At 64.5% G+C, this 16,176-nt stretch carries 15 protein-coding genes; 9 read left to right on the top strand and 6 right to left on the bottom strand.

The genetic code is table 11. The features are described from left to right. From LOY33_RS16795 to gloB, 4 genes are all read right to left on the bottom strand, one after another. On the bottom strand, window positions 1-1,863 hold the full coding sequence (locus LOY33_RS16795) for an extracellular solute-binding protein (RefSeq protein WP_236176627.1): 1,863 nt from the start codon (window positions 1,861-1,863) through the stop codon (window positions 1-3). Beyond that, the gene (locus tag LOY33_RS16790) at window positions 1,860-3,692 is read right to left on the bottom strand and encodes an extracellular solute-binding protein (RefSeq protein WP_054915278.1); all 1,833 of its coding nucleotides are present in this window, start codon (window positions 3,690-3,692) and stop codon (window positions 1,860-1,862) included. Before LOY33_RS16790 ends, LOY33_RS16795 begins: the two co-directional genes overlap by 4 nt. Before the next feature lie 119 nt (window positions 3,693-3,811). Beyond that, entirely contained in the window at window positions 3,812-5,233 is a 1,422-nt protein-coding gene (locus LOY33_RS16785; RefSeq protein ID WP_043859725.1) for a LysM peptidoglycan-binding domain-containing protein, read from the bottom strand. Window positions 5,234-5,332: 99 nt separating this feature from the next. After that, the gene (gloB, locus tag LOY33_RS16780; RefSeq protein ID WP_043859726.1) at window positions 5,333-6,112 is read right to left on the bottom strand and encodes a hydroxyacylglutathione hydrolase; all 780 of its coding nucleotides are present in this window, start codon (window positions 6,110-6,112) and stop codon (window positions 5,333-5,335) included. Window positions 6,113-6,192: 80 nt separating this feature from the next. Between gloB and LOY33_RS16775 the strand changes: the two genes are divergently transcribed. The 4 genes from LOY33_RS16775 to LOY33_RS16760 all read left to right on the top strand — a co-directional run bounded on the left by LOY33_RS16775 (window position 6,193) and on the right by LOY33_RS16760 (window position 10,612). Further along, on the top strand, window positions 6,193-6,975 hold the full coding sequence (locus LOY33_RS16775; protein WP_043859727.1) for a class I SAM-dependent methyltransferase: 783 nt from the start codon (window positions 6,193-6,195) through the stop codon (window positions 6,973-6,975). Window positions 6,976-6,984: 9 nt separating this feature from the next. Beyond that, window positions 6,985-7,440 (top strand): ribonuclease HI, encoded by a 456-nt coding sequence (gene rnhA, locus LOY33_RS16770; RefSeq protein WP_043859728.1) that lies wholly within the window; start codon window positions 6,985-6,987, stop codon window positions 7,438-7,440. An 86-nt stretch (window positions 7,441-7,526) separates the two neighbouring features. Beyond that, on the top strand, window positions 7,527-8,279 hold the full coding sequence (gene dnaQ / locus LOY33_RS16765) for a DNA polymerase III subunit epsilon (protein WP_229589435.1): 753 nt from the start codon (window positions 7,527-7,529) through the stop codon (window positions 8,277-8,279). 86 nt (window positions 8,280-8,365) lie between these two features. Next, window positions 8,366-10,612: an Orn/Lys/Arg decarboxylase N-terminal domain-containing protein gene (locus LOY33_RS16760; RefSeq protein WP_258659426.1), complete on the top strand. Its 2,247-nt coding sequence runs from the start codon at window positions 8,366-8,368 to the stop codon at window positions 10,610-10,612. 46 nt (window positions 10,613-10,658) lie between these two features. Here LOY33_RS16760 and LOY33_RS16755 read toward each other — a convergent pair whose 3' ends face one another. Beyond that, the gene (locus tag LOY33_RS16755) at window positions 10,659-11,123 is read right to left on the bottom strand and encodes a cysteine hydrolase family protein (protein ID WP_043859730.1); all 465 of its coding nucleotides are present in this window, start codon (window positions 11,121-11,123) and stop codon (window positions 10,659-10,661) included. A 93-nt stretch (window positions 11,124-11,216) separates the two neighbouring features. Between LOY33_RS16755 and LOY33_RS16750 the strand changes: the two genes are divergently transcribed. Genes LOY33_RS16750 through LOY33_RS16740 form a run of 3 tightly spaced genes read left to right on the top strand, consistent with a single transcriptional unit; the run spans window position 11,217 to window position 12,795 of the window. After that, entirely contained in the window at window positions 11,217-11,786 is a 570-nt protein-coding gene (locus tag LOY33_RS16750) for an SPOR domain-containing protein (RefSeq protein WP_054915273.1), read from the top strand. A 55-nt stretch (window positions 11,787-11,841) separates the two neighbouring features. After that, window positions 11,842-12,357: a GNAT family N-acetyltransferase gene (locus tag LOY33_RS16745; RefSeq protein WP_043860822.1), complete on the top strand. Its 516-nt coding sequence runs from the start codon at window positions 11,842-11,844 to the stop codon at window positions 12,355-12,357. Window positions 12,358-12,369: 12 nt separating this feature from the next. Continuing rightward, window positions 12,370-12,795 (top strand): HD domain-containing protein, encoded by a 426-nt coding sequence (locus tag LOY33_RS16740; RefSeq protein ID WP_043860821.1) that lies wholly within the window; start codon window positions 12,370-12,372, stop codon window positions 12,793-12,795. Here the strand turns inward: LOY33_RS16740 and LOY33_RS16735 are convergent. Next, a complete protein-coding gene (locus LOY33_RS16735; RefSeq protein ID WP_043860820.1) occupies window positions 12,774-14,267 on the bottom strand; it encodes a PLP-dependent aminotransferase family protein in 1,494 nt (497 codons plus the stop codon). The two genes, LOY33_RS16740 and LOY33_RS16735, sit on opposite strands and share 22 nt — an antisense overlap. A gap of 98 nt (window positions 14,268-14,365) precedes the next feature. Between LOY33_RS16735 and LOY33_RS16730 the strand changes: the two genes are divergently transcribed. Together LOY33_RS16730 and LOY33_RS16725 are read left to right on the top strand one after the other, a co-directional pair. Continuing rightward, the gene (locus tag LOY33_RS16730) at window positions 14,366-15,034 is read left to right on the top strand and encodes an FMN-binding negative transcriptional regulator (protein ID WP_078479642.1); all 669 of its coding nucleotides are present in this window, start codon (window positions 14,366-14,368) and stop codon (window positions 15,032-15,034) included. Window positions 15,035-15,179: 145 nt separating this feature from the next. Continuing rightward, window positions 15,180-16,145: a DUF559 domain-containing protein gene (locus LOY33_RS16725; protein ID WP_078479643.1), complete on the top strand. Its 966-nt coding sequence runs from the start codon at window positions 15,180-15,182 to the stop codon at window positions 16,143-16,145. Window positions 16,146-16,176 lie beyond the last annotated feature (31 nt).

The following is a 16,176-nucleotide window of genomic DNA, read 5'->3' as shown; positions in this document are numbered from 1 at the left end:
TCAAGGTGCCTCGCCCGCTGGGGCAGCATCGGCTGGGGCGGCGTCTGCGGCCCCCGGCACCACCGGTTTCACGTCCGGCTTGATCCACCAGGTGTTGATGCCGATGTCGTACTTGGGCGGCGTGGCCGGGTGGCCGATATGGTTCCAGTACGCCACGCGCCAGGTCTTGATGTGCCAGTTGGGTACCACGTAGTAGCCCCATTGCAGCACGCGGTCCAGGGCACGGGTGTGTTCGATCAGGCTCTGGCGCGAGTCGGCATTGATCAGGCCGTCCACCAGGGTGTCCACGGCCGGGTCCTTGAGGCCCATGAAGTTGCGGCTGCCGGGCTTGTCGGCGCTGGCGCTCTGCCAGAACTCGCGTTGCTCGTTGCCCGGCGAGTTGGATTGCGGGAAGCCGCCCACGATCATGTCGAAGTCGCGCGAGCGCAGGCGGTTGATGTATTCCGATACGTCCACCCGGCGAATGTTCAGCTCGATGCCCAGGTCGGCCAGGTTGCGCTTGTAGGGCAGCAGGATGCGCTCGAACTCGGTCTGGGCGAGCAGAAACTCGATCACCACCGGCTTGCCCTGGGCATCCACCATCTTGTCGTCCTGGATGCGCCAGCCGGCTTCCTGCAGCAGCTTGTAGGCCTGGCGTTGCTGCTCGCGGATCATGCCGCTGCCATCGGTGACCGGGTTCTTGAACGCTTCGGTGAACACCTTGTCGGGGATCTGCCCGCGCAGCGGTTCCAGCAGTTTCAGTTCGGCCGCATCCGGCAGGCCGCTGGCCGCCATGTCGGAGTTTTCGAAGTAGCTGGTGGTGCGGGTGTAGGCGCCATTGAACAGCTGCTTGTTGGTCCACTCGAAGTCCAGCAGCAGGCTCAGTGCCTCACGCACGCGCACGTCCTGGAAGATCGGGCGGCGCAGGTTGAACACGAAGCCCTGCATGCCGGTCGGGTTGCCGTTGGCGATCTCTTCGCGGATCAGGCGGTTCTGGCGAACTGCCGGGATGTTGTAGGCGGTGGCCCAGTTCTTGGCGCTGACCTCCAGCCAGTAGTCGAACTGGCCGGCCTTGAGCGCCTCGAGCGCCACGGTGTTGTCGCGGTAGTAGTCGACGCGAATGGTGTCGAAGTTGTAGAAGCCGAGGTTGATCGGCAGGTCCTTGCCCCAGTAGTCGGGGTCGCGCACGTAGCGGACCGAGCGCCCGGCCTTGACCTCGGCGACCTTGTACGGCCCGCTGCCCAGGGGGATCTCCAGGTTGCCTTTGGTGAAGTCGCGGGTGGCCCACCAGTGCTTGGGCAGCACCGGCAACTGGCCGAGGATCAGCGGCAGTTCACGGTTGCCCTTGTGCTTGAACTTGAACAGCACACGCAGCGGGTCTTCGGCGATCACTTCGTCGACGTCGGCATAGTAGGCGCGGTACAGCGGTGCGCCGCTGGTGACCAGGGTGTTGAAGGTGAACACGACGTCTTCGGCACGAACCGGATGGCCATCCTGAAAGCGCGCCTCGGGGCGCAGGTAGAAGCGCACCCAGCTGTTGTCGGGGGCTTTTTCGATCTGCCTGGCCAGCAGCCCGTATTCGGTGAATGGCTCATCAAGGCTGTTGCGCGCCAGGGTGTCGTATACCAGATCGATGTTGTCGGCCGGCACGCCCTTGTTGATGAAGGGGTTGAGGCTGTCGAAGCTGCCGGAGCCGTTGACGCGAAAGGTGCCGCCCTTGGGCGCGTCGGGGTTCACATAGTCGAAATGCTTGAAGTTGGCCGGGTACTTGGGCGCTTCGTCGTAGAGGGTCACTGCATGTTGCGGGGCGGCCAGGGCCTGAAGGCTCAGGCTGGCCAGCAGCAGGCCGCCTGCGATCAGGCGCAGGCACGGCAATGGCATCATTGGGCGTTCTCCGTGGGCTTGAGCCACCAGCTGTTCAGCCCCAGGGTGTAGGGCGGCGTGGCGACAAAGGCAAACCGGTTGCGGTAGGCCAGGCGGTGATAGTCGAGATACCAGTTGGGAACCATGTAGTGCTGCCATAGCAGCACTCGATCGAGGGCGCGCGCCGCAGCCACCTGGTCGTCGCGGCTCTGTGCATTGAGCAGGGACTCTAGCAGGTGGTCGACCACCGGGCTCTTCACGCCCGCGTAATTCTTGCTGCCTTTGGTGGCGGCCTGGCTGGAATGAAAATACAGCCACTGCTCAAGGCCCGGGCTCAGGGTCTGGTTCAGGGTCATCAGAATCATGTCGAAATCAAATTGGTCCAGCCGTTGTTTGTACTGGGCCCGGTCTACCGTGCGCAAGCGCGCGTCGATACCGATGCTGGCAAGATTTTCGACATAAGGTTGCAGGATCCGCTCCAGGTTCGGGTTCACCAGCAGAATTTCCAGCTTCAGCGGCTGCCCGTTGCTGTTGAGCAGGCGCTGGCCGCTGAGCTTCCAGCCTGCCTGGCCGAGCAGGTTGAGGGCCTGGCGCAGGGTATCGCGGTCGATACCGCGCCCGTTGGTCTTGCCCACGCTGTAGGGCTGGGTGAACAGGGCGGCAGGCAGTTGGTCACGGTACGGCGCCAGCAGCAGCCACTCCTTGCCCACCGGCAGGCCGGTGGCGCTGAACTCGCTGTTGGGGTAGTAACTGCTGGCGCGCTTGTAGGCGCTGCTGAACAGGGTGCGGTTGGTCCATTCGAAGTCCAGCATCAGGCCCAGCGCCTGGCGCACGCGGTCGTCGCTGAAGGCGGCGCGCCGGCTGTTCATGAACAACCCCTGGGTCTGGGTCGGGATCTGGTGGGCGATCTGCGCCTGGATCACCTGGCCACGACGCACAGCGGGGAAGTTGTAGCCGGTGGCCCAGTTCTTGGCCTGGTGCTCGATGTAGACATCGAATTCACCCGCCTTGAAGGCCTCGAAGGCCACATCGCTGTCGCGGTAGAACTCGAACTCGACGCGGTCGAAGTTGTACTTGCCGCGGTTGACTGCCAGGTCCTTGCCCCAATAGTCCTTGACCCGCTCGAACACCAGGCTTCGACCTGGCTGTACCTGGGTGATGCGGTACGGGCCGCTGCCCAGTGGCGGTTCGAAGGTAGTGGCCTTGAAGTCGCGGCCTTTCCAGTAATGCTGGGGCAGCACCGGCATTTCGCCCAGGCGCAAGATCAGCAGCGGGTTGCCGGCACGCTTGAACACGAAGCGGATGCGCTTGGGGTTGAGGATGTCGACCCGCTGCACTTCCTGCAGGTTGGTGCGGTAGAGCGGGTGGCCTTCCTTGAGCAGGGTGCGGTAGGAGAACGCCACGTCGGCGGCGGTGATCGGCCGGCCATCGTGAAAGCGTGCCTCGGGACGCAGGTTGAACACCACCCAGCTGCGGTCTTCGCTGTACTCCACCGAACGGGCGATCAGCCCGTAGCTGGAGGTGGCTTCATCGCCGGAGGGGTCGCGCTGGCCGGTGCCGACCATCAGGGTCTCGTTCAGCTCGTTCACCCCGTACTGCAGGAAGTTGGGCGTGGTGACCGGGCTTGAGCCCTTGAAGGTATAGGGGTTGAGGGTATCGAACGTGCCGAATGCCATGGCGCGCAAGGTGCCGCCTTTGGGCGCTTGCGGGTTTACCCAATCGAAATGGGTGAATTTGGCTGGGTACTTGAGCGTGCCGAACTGGGCGTAACCGTGACTTTCGCTGATGGTCGCGCCCGCGGGAAAGCTCAAGGCCAGGCTGAATGACAGCAACAGGAGGGGACGTATCAAGTCGGCGATCCGATCCGGGCTTGGGCTTTATTCCGGCTACAGTAACAGCTTGTATCGGCAGGAAAAAGAGCAGCCCCGGAGATCGCCGGGGCCGCGGCCAGGCAGGCCTGGCCCGGGTCTCAGTGCGGCAGGTAGACGGTGAGGGTCTGGCCGGGCTTGAGGGCGTGGCCGCTGCGCGGATTCCAACGCTTGAGGTGCTGCATTTCAACGTTGAAACGCTTGGCCACCATGTACAGCGAATCGCCTTTGCGCACCTTGTACTGGGTAGGCTTCTTCTGGTTGCCGGCCGCGCTGGCAGGCTGCGCACCTTGCATCACCAGGGTCTGGCCGACCTTGAGGTTGTTGCCGCGCAGCTTGTTCCAGCGCTGCAGGTCCTTGACGCTGACCTTGTTGGCCCGGGCGATGCTGCCCAGGTTGTCGCCACGCTTGACCCGGTAGCGGCTGTTGCGCACCGGCGTCGAGGCTTCGGCCAGGGCTGCTTCGAACACCGCCTTTTTCGGCTGCAGGCTGAGCAGCTCTTCGGGCTTCATGTTCGACAGGCTGGTGGTCAGCAGTTGCGCCTTGGCGGTGGGCACCAGCAATTGCTGCGGGCCGTCCACGGTCATGCGTTTCTTGAAGGCCGGGTTGAGCTGGAACAGCTCGTCTTCGTCGATCTCGGCCAGTGCGGCGACCCGCGACAGGTCGAGCCGGTCCTTGATCGCCACGGCTTCGAAGTAGGGTTCGTTGGCAATCGGGTTGAGGTTCACGCCATACGCCTGCGGGGTCAGCACCACCTGCGACAGGGCCAGCAGCTTTGGCACGTAGTCACGGGTTTCCTTGGGCAGCGGCAGGTTCCAGTAGTCGGTTGGCAGGCCAAGCTTCTCGTTGCGCTCGATGGCGCGGCTGACCGTGCCTTCACCGGCGTTGTAGGCCGCCAGGGCCAGTAGCCAGTCGCCGTTGAACATGTCGTGCAGGCGGGTCAGGTAGTCCAGCGCCGCGTTGGTCGAGGCGGTGATGTCGCGACGGCCATCGTAGAAGCGCGTCTGGCGCAGGTTGAAGTAGCGCCCGGTCGACGGGATGAACTGCCACAGGCCCACCGCGTGGGCGCGGGAATAGGCCATCGGGTTGTAGGCACTTTCGATTGCCGGCAGCAGGGCCAGCTCCAGCGGCATGTCGCGCTCTTCAAGACGCTCGACGATGTAGTGGATGTACAGGCTGCCGCGGTCGCCGGCGCCTTCCAGGAACGAAGGGTTGCTGGCGAACCACAGGCGCTGCTGCTCGATGCGCGGGTTCACCGCAATGCCGTCCTGCAACTGGAAGCCCTGGCGCATGCGTTCCCAGACGTCCTGGGCCACGGCTGGCTCGACCGGCTTCTTGTCATGCACGAAGATCGGTTTCTGCTTGATCCGCGCCTGGAAGTTGTGCGCGCGAACGCTATCGGATTCATCGACCTGGCGCGTGCTCTGGCAGCCCACGAGGGTGGCGGCCAGGGCCAGCGCACTGGCTTGGGCCAGGCGCGTCAGGGCAACGGAATTGAAGGTTCTGCGGCTAGGGGACGACATTGGCTGGGGGAAAGTTCCGGGCAAAAATGTCGGGCGATTCTAGAAAGGCACCCCCCATCGGTCAACCTTTGAGAATTTTCCGACCTTCACAGCGCCTGTTTAGAACGTGTCTTTCCAGGCCCGCAACCCTGCAAAAACAGCACTGGGCGTAGGGTTTATGCGGCCCACCCGTTCGTCTATTTTTTGTTTAACGGATGTTTCTGCTACCCGCAAAAACGGGTTGGTCAGCTTCTCCAGCGCGATGGTGGAGGGCAAAGTGATGCGATCTTGCGCGCGCAGTGCGGTAACGTCTTCGAAGCGTTGGATAACGTGCGGGTTCTGCGGCTCGACCGCACAGGCAAAGCGCAGGTTGCTCAGGGTGTATTCGTGGGCGCAATACACCTGGGTGGCCGCCGGCAGCGCTGCCAGGCGCTCCAGCGAGTGGTGCATCTGCTCCGGCGTGCCCTCGAACAGGCGCCCGCAGCCGGCGGCGAACAGCGTGTCGCCACAGAACAGCATCGGCAACTGCGGCTGGGCACAGTAATAGGCGATGTGCCCCAGGGTGTGGCCGGGTACGGCGAACACCTGGAACTCAAGCCCCAGTACCTCGAGGCGGTCATTGTCGTTCAGGGCCTGGTCGCGGGCGGGTATGCGTTCGTTGGCCGGGCCGCTGACGCGGGCGCCGGTGTGCGCCTTGAGCTGCTCAACGCCGCCCACATGATCGTGGTGGTGATGGGTGATCAGAATGTCGGTCAGTTGCCAGTCGGCATGCGCCTGCAGCCAGGCCAGCACGGGGGCGGCATCGCCCGGGTCGACCACCGCACAACGCTGGTTCACGGCATCTTGTAACAACCAGATGTAGTTATCACTGAAAGCGGGCAGGGCCTGTATCTGTATCATCGTGCGATTCGCCAAACGGTGGACATGGGTGCATCTTAGTAGCTATGTGCGTTGTCGAGAACCTTCCAAGGGAGACAGCAATGACCGATCAAGCCTTTGCCCAGGCCGACCCGCAGTGGCTCGAGCTGATCAGCCAGGCGCGCGAGTGGTTCGCCGGCCCGCTGGGCCAGCAGCTGCTCGCCGGGGAACAGCGCCTGCTCGAAGAGGAGCTGGGGCGCTTCTTCGGTGGCTACCTGGTGCATTACGGCCCTTGCGCCGAGGCACCGCCCAATGCCCCGCAGGTGCAACGCAACGTGCGCCTGGGGGCGCCGCTGCCGGGCGTCGAGATCGTGTGCGAGGAGCAGGCCTGGCCCCTGAGCGAGCACGCCGCCGACGTGGTGGTGCTGCAGCACGGGCTGGACTTCAGCCTCTCGCCCCACGGCCTGCTGCGCGAGGCGGCCAGCAGCGTGCGCCCTGGCGGGCACCTGCTGATCGTCGGGATCAACCCCTGGAGCACCTGGGGCCTGCGCCGGGTGTTTGCCCATGATGCGTTGCGCAAGGCGCGCTGCATCTCGCCGTCGCGGGTGGGCGACTGGCTCAACCTGCTGGGCTTCGCGCTGGAGAAACGCCGCTTCGGGTGCTATCGTCCGCCGCTTGCCTCGCCGGCCTGGCAGGCACGGTTGTCTGGCTGGGAGCGTGCTGCCGGGCGCTGGCAGATATCCGGTGGCGGTGTGTACGTGCTGGTGGCGCGCAAGATGGTGGTGGGCCTGCGCCCGCTGCGCCAGGTGCGCCGCGAGCCGATGGGCAAGCTGCTGCCGTTGCCGATGGCCAAGGTCAACCGGCGCACGCCTCACCCCGAGGGCCGCACCTTCAATGATGAATAAAGGCTGTACATGAGCGAAAGCGTCGAAAGCGTCGAGATCTACACCGATGGTGCCTGCAAGGGCAATCCTGGCCTGGGCGGCTGGGGCGCGCTGCTGGTCTGCAAGGGCGTCGAAAAGGAGCTGTGGGGCGGCGAGCGCGAAACCACCAACAACCGCATGGAACTGATGGCCGCCATCAAGGGCCTCGAGGCGCTCAAGCGCCAGTGTGATGTGCTGCTGGTGACCGACTCGCAGTACGTGATGAAAGGCATCACCGAGTGGATGGTCAACTGGAAGAAGCGTGGCTGGAAGACCGCCGCCAAGGAGCCGGTCAAGAACGCCGACCTGTGGCAGCAGCTCGACGAACAGGTCAACCGCCACAACGTGAAATGGCAGTGGGTGCGCGGGCACGTCGGCCACGCCGGCAACGAGCGTGCCGACCAGCTGGCCAACCGCGGCGTCGACGATCTGCGCAAGCAACGCTGAACCCTCCCTTTAGCGAATTCGCCACATCCTGCCCCGGGTGAGGTAAAATTCGCCGCTTTCAATATTCAGGCAGTACGCGGCAGGAGATGACCGACGTGGAGATGCAGAACAACAGGTCGGTAGTGCTCGACACCGAAACCACCGGTATGCCGGTGGCCGATGGTCACCGCATCATCGAGATCGGCTGTATCGAGCTGGTCGGCCGGCGCATGACCGGACGCAATTTCCACGTGTACCTGCAGCCCGACCGCGAAAGCGACGAGGGCGCGATCGGGGTGCACGGCATCACCGACGAATTCCTGGTGGGCAAGCCGCGTTTCGCCGAAATCGCCGACGAGTTCTTCGAGTACATCAAGGGCGCGCGGCTGATCATCCACAACGCGGCGTTCGACGTTGGTTTCATCAACAACGAATTCGCCATGCTCGGCCAGCACGATCGCGCCGATATCGCACAGCACTGCGAGGTGCTCGACACCCTGCTGATGGCCCGCGAGCGTCACCCGGGCCAGCGCAACAGCCTCGATGCCTTGTGCAAACGCTATGGCGTAGACAACTCCGGCCGCGAACTGCACGGCGCGTTGCTCGACTCCGAGTTGCTGGCGGACGTGTTCCTGGCCATGACCGGCGGCCAGACCAGCCTGTCACTGGCCGGCAGCGACAGCGAGGGCGAAGGCCAGTCCAGCCAGGGCAGCGAGATCCGTCGGCTGGTGGGGCGTCAGCCGGGGCGCATCATCCCGGCCACCGAGGCAGAGCTGCAAGCGCACATGGCGCGCCTTGAAGCAGTGGCAAAATCCACCGGTGGCCCCGCCTTGTGGCAGCAACTGCTCGAGGCCCGCTGAAGCAAATCCCGCCGCGTACCTGGCGCCGACCTTCTACCCTGAAATGAACGGCCTCACGGCCTGTCGCTCAGAAGGTGCCGGCGCCCATGTACAAGGACCTCAAGTTTCCGATACTCATCGTGCACCGCGATATCAAGGCCGACAGTGTGGCCGGTGATCGCGTGCGCGGCATTGCCCAGGAACTGGCCCAGGACGGCTTTACCATTCTGCCGGCGGTGGACTACGCCGAGGGCCGCCTGGTAGCGGCCACCCACCACGGCCTGGCCTGCATGCTGATTGCGGCCGAAGGCGCGGGGGAAAACACCCACCTGCTGCAGAACATGGTCGAGTTGATCCGCCTGGCGCGTGTGCGCGCACCGCACTTGCCGATCTTCGCACTGGGCGAGCAGGTGACCCTGGAGAACGCGCCAGCCGACGCCATGAGCGAACTGAACCAGTTGCGCGGCATCCTTTACCTGTTCGAAGACACCGTGCCGTTTCTGGCCCGGCAAGTGGCGCGGGCGGCGCACAACTACCTGGACGGCCTGCTGCCGCCGTTTTTCAAGGCCCTGGTGCAGCACACCGCGCAATCGAACTACTCCTGGCACACGCCGGGCCATGGCGGTGGCGTGGCGTATCGCAAGAGCCCGGTGGGCCAGGCGTTTCACCAGTTCTTCGGCGAGAACACCCTGCGTTCGGACCTGTCGGTGTCGGTGCCGGAGCTGGGTTCGCTGCTCGACCATACCGGCCCCCTGGCAGCGGCCGAAGCGCGTGCGGCGCGCAACTTCGGCGCCGACCACACCTTCTTCGTGATCAACGGCACCTCCACCGCCAACAAGATCGTCTGGCACTCGATGGTCGGGCGTGACGACCTGGTGCTGGTGGATCGCAACTGTCACAAGTCGGTGCTGCACGCAATCATCATGACCGGCGCAATCCCCCTGTACCTGTGTCCGGAGCGCAACGAGCTGGGCATCATCGGCCCCATCCCGCTGAGCGAGTTCAGCCGCGAGGCGATCCAGGCCAAGATCGAAGCCAACCCGCTGGCCGCAGGGCGCGAGCCGCGGGTGAAGATGGCGGTGGTGACCAACTCCACCTATGACGGGCTGTGCTACAACGCCGAGATGATCAAGCAGGTGCTGGGCAGCAGTGTCGAGGTGCTGCATTTCGACGAGGCCTGGTACGCCTACGCGGCGTTTCACGAATTCTTTGCCGGGCGTTACGCCATGGGTACTTCGCGCAGTGCCGACAGCCCGTTGGTGTTCAGCACCCATTCCACCCACAAGCTGCTGGCCGCGTTCAGCCAGGCCTCGATGATCCACGTACAGGACGGCGGTGCACGCCAGCTCGACCGTGATCGATTCAACGAGGCGTTCATGATGCATATCTCCACCTCGCCGCAGTACAGCATCCTGGCCTCGCTGGACGTGTCGTCGGCGATGATGGAAGGCCCGGCTGGGCGCTCGCTGCTGCAGGAAATGTTCGACGAGGCGCTGAGCTTCCGGCGTGCGCTGGCCAACCTGCGCGAGCACCTGGCCGACGACGACTGGTGGTTCAGTATCTGGCAACCGCCGCAGGTGGGTGGCATTCACCGCGTGGCGACCGAGGACTGGCTGCTGCAACCCCAGGCCGAATGGCACGGTTTTGGCGATGTGAGCGAAGACTACGTGCTGCTCGACCCGATCAAGGTCACGCTGGTGATGCCGGGGCTGGATGCGGGCGGCAGCCTGGGCGAGCATGGTATTCCTGCGGCAGTGGTCAGCAAGTTCCTGTGGGAGCGCGGGCTGGTGGTGGAGAAGACCGGCCTGTATTCGTTTCTGGTGCTGTTCTCGATGGGGATCACCAAGGGCAAGTGGAGCACCTTGCTCACCGAACTGCTGGAGTTCAAGCGCAACTACGACGCCAATACCGCGCTGCTGCAGAGCCTGCCGTGCGTGGCGCAGCTGGACCCGTTGCGCTACCACGGCATGGGCCTGCGCGACCTGTGCGAGCAGTTGCACGAATGCTACCGCGCCAACGCCACGGCCAAGCAGCTCAAGCGCTTGTACACGCGTTTGCCCGAGGTGGTGATGAAGCCGGGGGATGCGTATGACAAGCTGGTGCGCGGTGAGGTCGAGGCGGTGCCGATCGAGCGCCTGATCGGGCGGGTGGCGGCGGTGATGCTGGTGCCGTACCCGCCGGGGATTCCGTTGATCATGCCCGGGGAGCGCTTTACCGAGTCGACACGCTCGATCATCGACTACCTGAGCTTTGCACGGGCGTTCGACCGTGGGTTCCCCGGGTTTGTGGCCGATGTGCACGGGCTGCAGCATGAGGTGGGGGACGTGTATACGGTGGATTGCATCCGCGAATGAGGGATGGCTTGTGCTGGCCGCTTCGCCGCCAATGCCGGCGAAGCCTTCACCGCAACTGTTGCGTGCTCACCACGTGCCCGAAATGATGCCGCCACAGGCTCACCCCCAACTGCCCCGACCGATCCAGCGACGACCCTACCGTGAGGTCGCTGATCAGGGTCGGCTGCAGCCCCGCATCAAACAGCGCGAACCCCGCCGCCAGCACGCAGGTGTCGGTCTGTATGCCGCACACCAGCACGCGCTCGGGGTTCAATTGCCTGAGGTAATCCAGCATCTCGGCCGTCGGGGCGTAGCCATGCTTGATGAAGATACGATCTGCCGCCACCAGGCTCTGGTCGTGCGCCGCCGGTTGCCAGCCCAGCTGACGTTGAAACGGGGTCACCGATTCATCATGGCGCTCCACGCTCGCCACCGACGGCATGCGGCCGATCAGTGATGCTATGCCGTCTACCAGCCATTGCGGCGGGTTGAACGAGGGTTGTACGTCGATAATCAGCAGTACCTGGCGCATGGAATGCCCTATGGAAGTTCAAGGCCGGGTGATTGTAACCCCCGGCCTTGCACAGATGCTAAAATCCGCCGCTTGAAACCTGGAGATAGACGCGTGCGCAAAGTGGCGGTGGTAATGGCAGTGCTGGCCCTGGCCGGCTGTGACAACGATGCCGAACGGGTACACAAGCAGGTTGCCGAGCATCTGGATAACCCGAAGACGGCCAAGTTCGCCAACGTGCGATTCAACAAGCAGGGCGATATCTGCGGCCAGTTCCGTGGCAAGGACGCGGCCGGTGTGTTCCAGCCTTACCGCAGCTACGTGGCCATCAAGCAGGGCGACGACTACCAGATCATCATCGACGAAACCGGCGGCGACCTGCGCATCCGCGAAATCTGCGGTGGTGCCGACCTGCAGCGCCGTGCCGATGCCCTGGCCGACCAGCCCGCGCCCGAAGGCTGGGACGTCGAGATCATCCAGGGCCCGAACATGGGCGCCCTCAGCGACATGACCGCGCGCCTGATCGAAAAACAGATTCCATCCTCGGTGGTGTACCGCGACGGCAAGCCGGTGGTACTGCTGGGCCCTTACCCGACCAAAGAGGAGGCCCTGGCCAGCAAGAACGATGTGATGGCGCGCCTGGGTACCGATTCGGTGGTCATCCAGCACGGCGCCGAGCGCTAGCCAGCACGCGGCGGCGCCTCTTACACTCACGGCTTGTCTTCAAGGATGAGCCGTCATGAGTGATTCGCCCTTCGCCATTACCCTTCAACGTTGTACCGAACAGCACGTCGAGGGGCTCACGGCCCTGTACAACCACCCGCAGGTGGCGCGGCAGGTGCTGCAGATGCCGTATCAGAGCGCCGACCTGTGGCGCAAACGCATCGCCACCGACAACGAACGAATGGTGTTTCTGGTGGCCTTACATCAAGGCGAGGTGATCGGCAGCTGTACGCTCGAGCAGTTCATACGTGTACGTCGCGGTCATTGCGGCGGCATCGGCATGGGCGTCGCCCCGGCCTGGCAAGGGCAGGGGGTGGGCACACGGCTGTTGTCGGCGGTGCTCGAGGTGGCGGACAACTGGATGGGCCTGCAGCGCGTCGAACTCACTGTTTACGCCGATAACCAGCCGGCACTGGCGCTGTACCGGCGCCACGGCTTCGAGGTGGAAGGGCATTTGCGCGACTATGCTTTACGTGACGGTGTGTTCACCGATGCCTGCAGCATGGCGCGCCTGCGACGGCGCGAGGGTTAGAGGAGGGGGCTTATGTCCACACTGGAGCGAGCCATTGCGGTTGCCGCCAGGGCCCATGAAGGGCAGCAGGACAAGGGCGGCACTGCGTATATCCTGCACCCGTTGCGGGTGATGCTGAGGGTGCAGACCACCGAACAGCGCATCGTCGCGGTGCTGCACGACGTGCTTGAAGATACCAGCATGAGCTTGTCGGACCTGGCCCGCGAAGGCTTCGCCCTGAAGATACTGGCGGCGGTGCAGGCGCTGAGCCGGCGCGATGACGAAAGCTACGAGGCCTTCGTCGCGCGGCTGGGCAGCGACCCGCTGGCACGGGTGGTAAAGCTTGCCGACCTTGCCGACAACAGCGACCTTTCGCGCATCGCTATGCCCGGCCCCGAAGACATCGCGCGCCTGCAGCGCTATCAACAGGCCAGCGCCTACCTGCAGGCGCTGGCCTGAACGCTGGCGCTTTCGATCACCCGTGCCAGGCGCTGCATCGCCGCATCGATGGCTTCGCCACTGAACCCACCCAGGCCGAGCACCAGCCCGGGCCTGCCGTGCGGCCCCGCATACATGGGGGATACCGCGCGCACCACCACCCCGGCCTCTGCGGCCTGGTCCGCTACCTGCCTGTCGTCGATACCGGCTGCCAGCCACAGCACCAGGTGCATGCCCTGGTCGGTCGGTTGCAACCAGGCCAGCTCAGGCTCCAGCCAGCGCGCCACCGCTTCGTTCACCTGGCGGTGGATGGTGGCGTACACACCGCGGATGCGGCGGATGTGCCGGTCCAGATGGCCTTCGTTGATGAAGGCCGCCAGTACCTGCTGGTCGGCGTTGGCCGGATGACGGTCCATCAGCACGCGGGCACCGCAGAAGGCGTCCACCAGGTCCGGCGGCACGATCGCATAGCCCAGGCGCAGTGACGGGAACAGGATCTTGCTGAAGGTGCCCAGGTAGATCACCCGTTCAGGGTCCAGCCCCTGCAACGAGGGGAATGGGTGCCCTGCATAGCGCAACTCGCCGTCGTAGTCGTCCTCGATCACCCATGCATTGTGGGTTCTGGCCCAGCTCAGCAGTGCCTCGCGCCGGGTCATGCTCATCGGCATGCCCAGCGGGTACTGGTGCGAAGAGGTGACGAAGGCGGCGCGGGCGTGGGGGCAGGTGGCGACGGCGTGTTCCACGTCCATGCCCTCGGCGTCCACCGGTACGCGCACCATCTGCCCGCTGTGCCCGGCGCTTTCGAGAATGGCGGTGATACCGCGGTAGGCCGGGTCTTCGACCCAGGCGAAGTCGCCGATGTCCAGCAGCACCTGGCAGGCCAGGTACAGGCCCTGCTGGGTGCCGGAGGTGATGATCACCTGGCTGGCCTCGCAGCGTACCGAGCGGGATTTGCGCACATAGTCCACCACCGCCTCGCGCAGCTCGATTTCCCCCAGCGGGTCGCCATAGCCGGCAGGGGCACCCGGGCCGCGGGCGCGCACCCGGTTGCCAAGGCGCCGCCAGATATCATCCGGCGCGGCCTTGCCCAGCGGTACCGAGACGGCGAACGGTACCTGGGGTACCTCGCCGAAGCGGCGGGCAAGTTGTGCAAAGCGTTCGATGCGTGCCGAGCTGGCGGCGGGCCGCGCCACACCTGTCGTGTGCGCGGCAGGTGGCTCTTCAAGGCTGTGCGCGACCCGCGTGCCGGCACGGCCGCGGGACTCCAGAAACCCCTCGGCCGTCAGTTGCTCGAACGCCTCGATGGCCGTGCCCCGCGCGATCATCAGCGATCTGGCCAGCATGCGGGTCGAGGGCAGCGCCTCGCCGGGCTTGAGGTCGCCGCGCCGGATCGCCGCACGCAGCGCCTGGGCCAGTTGGCGCCCCAGTTGGCCGCTGCTGCGGTCCAGCGTGCCCAGCGAAGGAATATCCACCACGTTGGCTTTGCGCGCCATGTTTTCTGGTCCAGTCATTTTGTTCGATAGTGGATCTATACCATGGGCCAGTTGCGCCACACAATTTGCCATCGCCCTGTGCCGGATGGATGCAAACCATGTACGTACCGCAGTCTTTCAACGAGTCGCGCCCCGAGGTGCTGCATCAACTGATCATGCAGAACCCGCTGGGTGTATTGGTCAGCCACGGCGAGGGTGGGCTGGATGCCAACCATCTGCCGTTCCACTTCAAGCCGCAGGAGGGCACGCAGGGGGTGCTGCATGCTCACGTATCGCGGGCCAACCCGCTGTGGCGCGAACTCAAGGATGGCGATGAAGTGCTGGTGATCTTCCGCGGCGCCGATGCCTACATCTCGCCCAACTGGTACCCCAGCAAGCACGAGACCCACAAACAGGTGCCCACCTGGAACTATCAGGTGGTGCACGCCCATGGCCGCGTGACCTTGCACGATGACGAGCACTACGTGCGTGGCCTGGTGGCGCTGCTCACGCGAACCCACGAAGCATCCCAGCCCGTGCCGTGGAAGATGTCCGACGCGCCGAAGGACTACATCCGCGACATGCTCAAGGCCATCGTCGGGCTCGAGATCGAGATCACCCGTCTGGTCGGCAAATTCAAGCTGGGCCAGAACAAGGAGGCGCGGGATATCCAGGGCGCCGCCCAGGGGTTGAAGGCGTCGGGCAAACCAGCAGTGGGCGAAGCCATGTTGAGCGCCACCGGTCACCCCCTGCACGGGCCGGCCTTGCCGGCGAAGTCGCCCGAATGACCGCCGTCTGATCCCACTTGAAAATCGACTTTTCCTACAGAGTCGGCCAGAATCGGCGGCTCGGCTGCGTTATGGCTTTTTGACTGCATCGGTCGAGAGTGGGTGCTTTTGCACCGGCCCGACTTTCCAGCGCAGACGACAGGACATGACCCAGGACGAGTGGTTGAAGGCCAATGCGGCGCGGTTCGGCAGTGACTACGAACGATTGTTCGCTAGCAACGTGCTCAGCCTCGTGGCGGGCATCCGTTACGAGTCGCTGAGTGCGCAATACCCCTTCAAGGACAATGACGGCAAGCAACGCTACTGCGACCTTGTCATCAATGAAGAGGGAGACGTGCGCATCGCCATCGAAATCGATGGCTATGACAAAAGCGGTACGGGCACCGGCATGTCGCACCCCGAGTTCATCGACTGGCAGCGGCGTCAGTCTGCACTCACTTCCCAGGGCTGGCGGGTGCTGCGCTTTGCCAACCGCGACGTCAGGGATCACCCGCAGCGTTGCGCTCGGGATATCAGCGTACTGCTCGATGCCGAGCGAAAAAAAGCCCACGACCTGCTGTCGAGCACGCGCCAGAGCGCCAGCGTGCAGCAGTTGGCGCAGGCGCAGGGCAGCCGGATCAAAGGGCTCAACAAGGAGGTTTCGGTCATGAAGTACACGATCATGTCATTCACTGCGCTGATCGGGGTTCTGATCGTGGTGTTTGCGTTCAAGGGCACCGAGTCGGTTGCAGGCTCGGCCGTGGTCAGCCAGGCAGTGGCGGCGCCGGCGTCACCCGCCACCTTGCAGGGCGCCACCTGCGACAACCCGCTGGACTGGCGTCAGGCCGCCGACCATATCGGGCAGAGCGCTGCGGTGCTGGGCCCGATCATGAAGGTGACCTACAAACCGTCGTCCAGGGGCCAGCCGACCTGGATCGACCTGGGTGCCAGCTTCCCCAGCAAGCGACGGTTGGGGCTGGTGGTATGGGGCGAGCATCGCCCGGCGTTCGCCTCGTTGCTGGCGCAGCCGCTGGAGGGGCGCACGGTGTGCGTGATAGGGCGTATCGAGCAGTACAAGGGCGTGCCGCGTCTGGAGTTGCAGGGCGCCAGTCAGTTCCAGCTGGTCAAGTGATCTTCAGGTGCAGCCTTGGCGTCAAGGCTGC

The organism is Pseudomonas sp. B21-036 (genome assembly GCF_024748925.1).
In the GTDB taxonomy this organism is placed as follows: domain Bacteria; phylum Pseudomonadota; class Gammaproteobacteria; order Pseudomonadales; family Pseudomonadaceae; genus Aquipseudomonas; species Aquipseudomonas palmensis.
This window is presented reverse-complemented; position numbering and strand designations above follow the sequence as displayed.

Bases quoted from the DNA above. Each gene is read 5' to 3' on its own strand.
- gloB (WP_043859726.1), bottom strand. From the start codon at position 6,112: ATGATACAGATACAGGCCCTGCCCGCTTTCAGTGATAACTACATCTGG.
- LOY33_RS16740 (WP_043860821.1), top strand. From the start codon at position 12,370: ATGTCCACACTGGAGCGAGCCATTGCGGTTGCCGCCAGGGCCCATGAA.
- rnhA (WP_043859728.1), top strand. From the start codon at position 6,985: ATGAGCGAAAGCGTCGAAAGCGTCGAGATCTACACCGATGGTGCCTGC.
- LOY33_RS16760 (WP_258659426.1), top strand. From the start codon at position 8,366: ATGTACAAGGACCTCAAGTTTCCGATACTCATCGTGCACCGCGATATC.
- LOY33_RS16730 (WP_078479642.1), top strand. From the start codon at position 14,366: ATGTACGTACCGCAGTCTTTCAACGAGTCGCGCCCCGAGGTGCTGCAT.
- LOY33_RS16735 (WP_043860820.1), bottom strand. From the start codon at position 14,267: ATGGCGCGCAAAGCCAACGTGGTGGATATTCCTTCGCTGGGCACGCTG.
- LOY33_RS16755 (WP_043859730.1), bottom strand. From the start codon at position 11,123: ATGCGCCAGGTACTGCTGATTATCGACGTACAACCCTCGTTCAACCCG.
- LOY33_RS16745 (WP_043860822.1), top strand. From the start codon at position 11,842: ATGAGTGATTCGCCCTTCGCCATTACCCTTCAACGTTGTACCGAACAG.
- dnaQ (WP_229589435.1), top strand. From the start codon at position 7,527: ATGACCGACGTGGAGATGCAGAACAACAGGTCGGTAGTGCTCGACACC.
- LOY33_RS16785 (WP_043859725.1), bottom strand. From the start codon at position 5,233: ATGTCGTCCCCTAGCCGCAGAACCTTCAATTCCGTTGCCCTGACGCGC.
- LOY33_RS16795 (WP_236176627.1), bottom strand. From the start codon at position 1,863: ATGATGCCATTGCCGTGCCTGCGCCTGATCGCAGGCGGCCTGCTGCTG.
- LOY33_RS16725 (WP_078479643.1), top strand. From the start codon at position 15,180: ATGACCCAGGACGAGTGGTTGAAGGCCAATGCGGCGCGGTTCGGCAGT.
- LOY33_RS16775 (WP_043859727.1), top strand. From the start codon at position 6,193: ATGACCGATCAAGCCTTTGCCCAGGCCGACCCGCAGTGGCTCGAGCTG.